The following is a 6,170-nucleotide window of genomic DNA, read 5'->3' as shown; positions in this document are numbered from 1 at the left end:
TATTTGATGTGCCTTCTGCTCTTTTTGAATACCTGAAAATCATGGTGGACTATTCCATTCTATTTATTTACTTGCCTAGCAGCATGGAGACATACTTCACTTCTAAATATTCATCCATGCCGTAGTGTCCCCCTTCCCTGCCTATACCACTTTCCTTCATGCCTCCAAATGGGGCTTGGGCAGTGGATGGGGCACTGTCATTAATACCGACGATTCCATATTCAAGACTATCCGAATAGGCAACTGCCTTATTTAATGACTCTGTATACACATAAGCTGCCAGGCCAAAATTCGTGTTATTGGCCCGATCGATCGCCTCTTGATCGGTTTTGAATGTACTGACCGGTGCAATTGGCCCAAACGTTTCTTCCTGCATGCACAGCATATCATCCGTAACATTGGAAAGTATGGCTGGTGCGATAAAATAGCCTTGTTTTTCATCGACTTTTGAGGTTTTATGGATGATGGCCCCTTTACTTGCAGCATCCTCTAATTGATGTTGGACTTTTTCAACTGCGGCTCCATCTATCAATGGACCAAGGTCGGTCCCTTCCATACCATTTCCAACCTTCAAAGCTAAAACGGCTTCTTTAAAAGCTTGTAAAAACGGCTGTTCAATTGTCTCATGGACGAATATTCGGTTCGCACAAATACATGTTTGTCCCGCATTCCTGAATTTCGATTGAATCAAACCGGTTACTGCTTCTTCGATATTCGCATCTTCAGCAATGATGAACGGAGCCAATCCACCGAGTTCAAGCGAGACTTTCTTTACTGTTTCTGCTGCCTTTTTCATTAAATGTTTCCCTACAGGAGTGGAGCCAGTAAATGTGATCTTTTTAACACGTGAATCATTCATCCAGACGTCTGACACATCTCCCGGTTTTTGTGTTGTCACAATATTTATCACACCGGCCGGAATGCCTGCTTCCTGGGCACTTTCAACTAATAGCAAAGCGGTCAAAGGCGTTTGTTCCGCTGGTTTGATGACCACGGTGCATCCTGCAGCAAGGGCTGGAGCCACTTTCCTCGTGATCATGGCAGCAGGAAAGTTCCACGGGGTAATGGCAGCGACGACACCGACTGCCTGCTTTTGCACTAAAATACGTTTTGAAGCAACAGAGGCTGGAATGATCTCCCCATAGTTACGGTCTCAAGTAATTCCGCCCTATGGTAAGCACTGGTTTTCGACCAAGTCAGAAAAGCAGCTTGAGCTGCATCCACAGCGGCCTTTGCCTCTTTTTCGTTAGCGTCCGGAACATAACCCACAGGCTCCAATGTTGCTGGATTTTCCACTACAAAATGACGCTCTGTATGAACAGGTTCGCCGTTTATATAAATTGGCCATTTTTCCACTACTTTTTTCATCCTGCTTTAATCTCCTCTTCTTCTGCATGCTCTGTAAAAGTCTTATCATTCTCACCTTTGAAAAAGTCCCTGCCATATAGAAGGACACATAATAGAATTCCCGCTGCAAACGCCATTCCAGCACCTTTTATAACAAGGATGGCAGCGACGACCCCTGCAATTCCCAGGTCGCGTTGGCTCTTCGCCTGCATCACACCGACGCGTACGCTAACATACCCTTGAACCAAAAGCGTTAGGGCCAAGGCCACACCGAGAATCGGTTCAACCAAGCTGACTACCGGCAATAAGAATAACCCTGTATTCGTACCCCAACGGAACGAGCCAGCACCGCCGAAGAAAGAATTCATCGCTTTCTTGCCATTTTTGAACCGTTCCACAACCACGACCTGCATGGCTGCCCACAACGGACCGCACATCGTTATATCAGGTCCGATAAAACTCATGATCACATTTCGGCCGCCAAAAATTAAATGAGCTCTGTTTGGATTATAGTCCACTTTTTCATCCTCCCTGACCTCATCGGATTCAGAAAGCAACGCTTTTGTTTTCAGCACATCCCCGAATACCACTAAATAAGTGGCAAAAACAGCTGGAATCGCACTTAAAAAGAAGGTCAAGGCAGGGAAACCTAAACCGAACACAGTATAGTCCGACCAAAGCGTAGCAAAGTCCGGACTGCTGAAACCCCATTGAATATCAGGCCATTTTGCTTCACCAAAAATAGGGGCTACAAAAACAGCAAGCAAGATTGCTGGCAATATCCCTAAATTGCCTATGAATACCCAAATTTTATTTCGCATTTTTAATTTCCCGAAATTTTTTGAAAAAAGCAAGTAAAAGGCAAATCCGATGCAAATGCTTATTGTATAAGGAAATAAATCAAACTTTCCACCCACTTCGAAAATGGATACGACAGCACCAATTCCTGCCCCTAAAATGATGCCCGATTTAATTGCATTCGGCACTAATCGTACGACCTTACTCGCAAGTCCGGTCATTCCAAGCACTATTGATAAAATACCTAATGTTAATTGAAATGCAACGAGTGCATAGACTCGATCAGGTCCTTCCGGAAATTGCCCGACGAACAATACAAGCAGTGGAACTGCAGGTGTAATCCAACCTGGTATTACTGGGTCCCCGAGTAAATGATGTGCTAAATACAATAATCCATTCAAGACAACGACGGCTAGAGCTACATCAAAAGGCATCCCCAGATGGTCTGCAAGCAGCGTAATCGCTCCAAGGTCAACTGCACACATCAATAACCCTTGAACATAGTCAGGCCACTCAAAACGATAATGGACAAATGGAAGTCTAATCTTAAAAGGTCCCGCAGGTATATACGATGTTTCATCTCCGTAGCGACGGTTTTTCCATTTCATATTGTTTCCTCCACTTAAAAGCCATAGGCTGAACGATAAATTTTTTCGATATCCCGAACGTTTAATGCACGGGGATTATTGCGAAGTAAACGGACTTGTTTGATGGCCTCAGCGGCCATTTCACTTAAAGCCGATTCAGGAATGTCAAATTCTCTTAGTGACTCAGGTATATCTACGTAACGGCATATTCTGGTCATCGCTTCTATAGCTTTATCCGCTGCCTCATCGTCATTTAAATGATTGACTTTCTCTCCAAGTACTTCAGCAATGTCTCTGAACCTTTCCAAACATGCAATTTTATTCCACTTCATGACAAATGGCAGTAATAATGAATTGCTGACTCCATGTGATAGATGGAAGCGGCCTCCAAGAGGATAAGCTAAGGCATGGACAGCTCCAACACCTGCATTTCCAAAAGCTAACCCTGCCATTAGGCTTCCCGTGATCATGGCTTCACGTGCTTCCAGATTATCTGGTGCAGCATAAGCCTTTGGTAAATTTTTTGCGATTAACTTCATGGCACCAATTGCCAAAGCATCTGTAACGGGCGAAGCAAATTTGGAAATATAAGCCTCTACCGCATGGACAAGTGCATCCACTCCGCTCGCAGCCGTCACACTTGGCGGGCAAGTCAGCGTCATGACAGGCGATACGATCGCTACATCCGGTAAAAGATATGTACTAACAATCCCCTTCTTCACCTGTTCTTTTTTGTCCGATAAAATCGAAATATTCGTCACTTCAGACCCGGTTCCGGCCGTCGTCGGTATGGCTATTAAAGGCAGACCCGGAACTTCAATCAAATTCGTACCGAAATATGTCTCGATGCTACCTGAATTTGTAGCCATGACGGAAGAGGCTTTCGCAATATCCATCGCACTACCCCCGCCTACCGCAATCAGTCCATCATGATTTCCCTCCCTGATAGACCGTACACATAGCTCAACGATTTCAATTTCCGGTTCAGGATTCACATCCGAGAAAATACCGTATGCTGATGAAAGTAGATCCTCAACCTTTTGCACCACCCCGGCATCCAGTAAAATTTTATCTGTAACTATCAACGGATTCTTCATCCCTAATCGCTTGACCTCATCAGTCAGCTGCTGTAAAGAATCTGATCCTGTCATCAATTTGTTAGCCATTGAAAAAATAGAAATATTCATGGTCATCTCCCCTTTCATGTTTTTACTAATGCAGGAATCATGCCAAAGTGAAAACGCTTAATTTATCAGGGGGATAGCCTTTTTTTCGTGGATAACAAGAGAAATTACGAGTAGAAATCAAATCAAAAAAACTAATTCGATTCGTTTTTTAATCGAATGTGAAATTTTTTCATTTTTTGCACTAAAGAGCTTTGACTGATATCCAATGAGATGGCCGCAGCCCTTGTAGTCCCATATTTTTTCATCGCATTCAGGATCAGGGATCGCTCCAGCTCGGAAACGGCATCCTTCAATGAATGTTTTGTAGTTTTTTTTGATATGACCGGCTGGATGAAAGATGGTAAATTAGGCAAATCAATCGTATCGTCATAAGTCGTGACGACCAGTCGCTCTGCAAGGCTCGCGAGCTCACGTATATTACCAGGCCACGAATAGTTCGTCAGCCATTCATAGCATTCAGGTGTCATCTTTTTCTTTTCATTATATTTTTCATTGAATTTTTTCAAATACATTTCTAAAAGTGGGATCGTTTCTTCCTTTCGCTGGCGTAAGGGCGGGACTTCAAATGATACGATATTAAGCCGGTAATATAGATCTTCGCGGAAAGACCCTTCTTGAACGAGGGAGGCAAGATCCCGATGGGTGGCTGTAATTAACCTGACATCCACCTCTTTCATTTCGGTAGAACCTACTCTCATGAACTTGTTTTCTTCTACCACTTTCAAAAGTTTCACCTGTAACTCTAAAGGTAAATCCCCAATTTCGTCCAAAAATAACGTGCCACCATTCACTTTCTCGAAAATCCCCATTTTCCCATTCTTAAGGGATCCGGTAAACGCCCCTGGTTCATATCCAAAAAGTTCAGATTCCACCAAGCTCGCAGGGATCGCCCCGCAATTTAATTCAAGGAAAATTTTTTCATTCCTGGAGCTTTTGGCATGTATGTACTTGGCGATTAAACTCTTCCCTACTCCCGTTTCCCCCTGTAACAAGATTTTCGCATCCGTTTTAGCTACTTTATCTGCCAGTTTAAATAAGGGAGTTGTAGAAGGCCCAATGATTATTTCTTGTAAATTGACCTGTTCCGAGCCAGGCAATAATTGAGAAATAGGTTGGAAGGATAGCTTTTGACTGTCAATCGTATACTTCATCCGGATTAATTCAGTTATATCCCTTACACTATTTATGACAAATATGACTTCGTTCTGTGGCGATAGAATAGGTGTGGCCGATACGATAATCTTTCTTCCATTTCGGATTCTTTGCGTCAAAGTAACTTGATTTTTCGTCAGGATAGAGTCCAATGAAGCGGAAACGGATATCATACCCTGCTCAATTAAATAACTCATCGGTTTTCCGATAATTTCCTCTTCTCTTATTCCGGTAATACGCTGGTAAGCTTGATTGATAAATAATGTCGTTCCAGCACCATCCGTGATATATACGCCGTCATACAGGGCATTAAATACAACCCTGCATAAATCACTCTCAAAGAATGCTTGAAATTGTTCATATGGTATGGAGTAATTGCGTAAATTTTGTAGTTGTGCATTCACAGTAATGAAATGGGAAATGGGCTTCGTCAAATCACTCTGTTGCACTGCCGCAGATAACGCCTCTATTGTCAAAAATCCGATGAAAACTTCTGAATCATCCAAAACTTCCACTTCTGTGCTTCCTATGGGAAAACATGATATTGCTTCCTCCACTGTCATATCCGAATAAAACTTAGTCATCAATATCCACTCCTAACCTGATCCCTTTATGATACTATGTATAAATGCTAAACCGATAAAACAAATCAATCCATATATGCTATTTCTGATTAAAGCGATAAATATGCACCGGAATGACACTTTAATAATACCAATGGTGTTTTTTATGCTCAAATCCATTTTCAATCACCAAAGGAAAAATTCCCCTTTTGTTGTACGAAAAAGCCTGTTCCTTTGGATCCTCAACTCTCCATTATTTGATAGAAACCATATCTAAGGAGTTGAAGGTGTTCATATGTATTTTGACCATCTTTCCACATATGGCTTTTTTACAATTAGTCCGTTGATTTCCGCTCCAGGCGCTCGCTTTCCGCGGGCGGTCCGGGAGCCTCCTCGGCGCTTTTGCGCCTGTAGGTTCTCCATTGAACGCGCTTTTCTAAGCAGGAGTCTCGCTCACCCACTCCAATCAACATTGTTTTAACATTTAGACAGAACTATTATTTAAAATAGAAGGGTTAAGACCTGAGATGATGAGG

The 6,170-nt window shown here is 42.7% G+C and carries 3 protein-coding genes and 1 pseudogene; all 4 read right to left on the bottom strand.

All coding sequences use genetic code 11. From position 1 onward, the window contains the following. Positions 1-67: 67 nt before the first annotated feature. Positions 68-1,368, bottom strand: a pseudogene (locus tag ACFVSH_RS21705) (NAD-dependent succinate-semialdehyde dehydrogenase). Beyond that, positions 1,365-2,753, bottom strand: a complete 1,389-nt coding sequence (locus tag ACFVSH_RS21700) for a hypothetical protein (RefSeq protein WP_387597347.1) — start codon at positions 2,751-2,753, stop codon at positions 1,365-1,367. Before ACFVSH_RS21700 ends, ACFVSH_RS21705 begins: the two are co-directional and overlap by 4 nt. 14 nt (positions 2,754-2,767) lie before the next feature. Beyond that, the gene (locus ACFVSH_RS21695) at positions 2,768-3,919 is read right to left on the bottom strand and encodes an iron-containing alcohol dehydrogenase (RefSeq protein WP_387707767.1); all 1,152 of its coding nucleotides are present in this window, start codon (positions 3,917-3,919) and stop codon (positions 2,768-2,770) included. A gap of 131 nt (positions 3,920-4,050) precedes the next feature. Further along, on the bottom strand, positions 4,051-5,655 hold the full coding sequence (locus tag ACFVSH_RS21690; RefSeq protein ID WP_387707765.1) for a sigma-54 interaction domain-containing protein: 1,605 nt from the start codon (positions 5,653-5,655) through the stop codon (positions 4,051-4,053). Between the last annotated feature and the right edge of the window lie 515 nt (positions 5,656-6,170).

The sequence above is a fragment of the Peribacillus sp. NPDC058002 genome, assembly GCF_042886655.1.
Lineage (GTDB): Bacteria > Bacillota > Bacilli > Bacillales > DSM-1321 > Peribacillus > Peribacillus aracenensis.
The sequence above is the reverse complement of the archived record's forward strand: the minus strand, read 5'-3'. Positions and strand labels throughout refer to the sequence as shown.

Excerpts from the sequence above, each read along its gene's own strand:
- ACFVSH_RS21695 (WP_387707767.1), bottom strand. The coding sequence starts at position 3,919 with ATGAATATTTCTATTTTTTCAATGGCTAACAAATTGATGACAGGATCA.
- ACFVSH_RS21700 (WP_387597347.1), bottom strand. The coding sequence starts at position 2,753 with ATGAAATGGAAAAACCGTCGCTACGGAGATGAAACATCGTATATACCT.
- ACFVSH_RS21690 (WP_387707765.1), bottom strand. The coding sequence starts at position 5,655 with ATGACTAAGTTTTATTCGGATATGACAGTGGAGGAAGCAATATCATGT.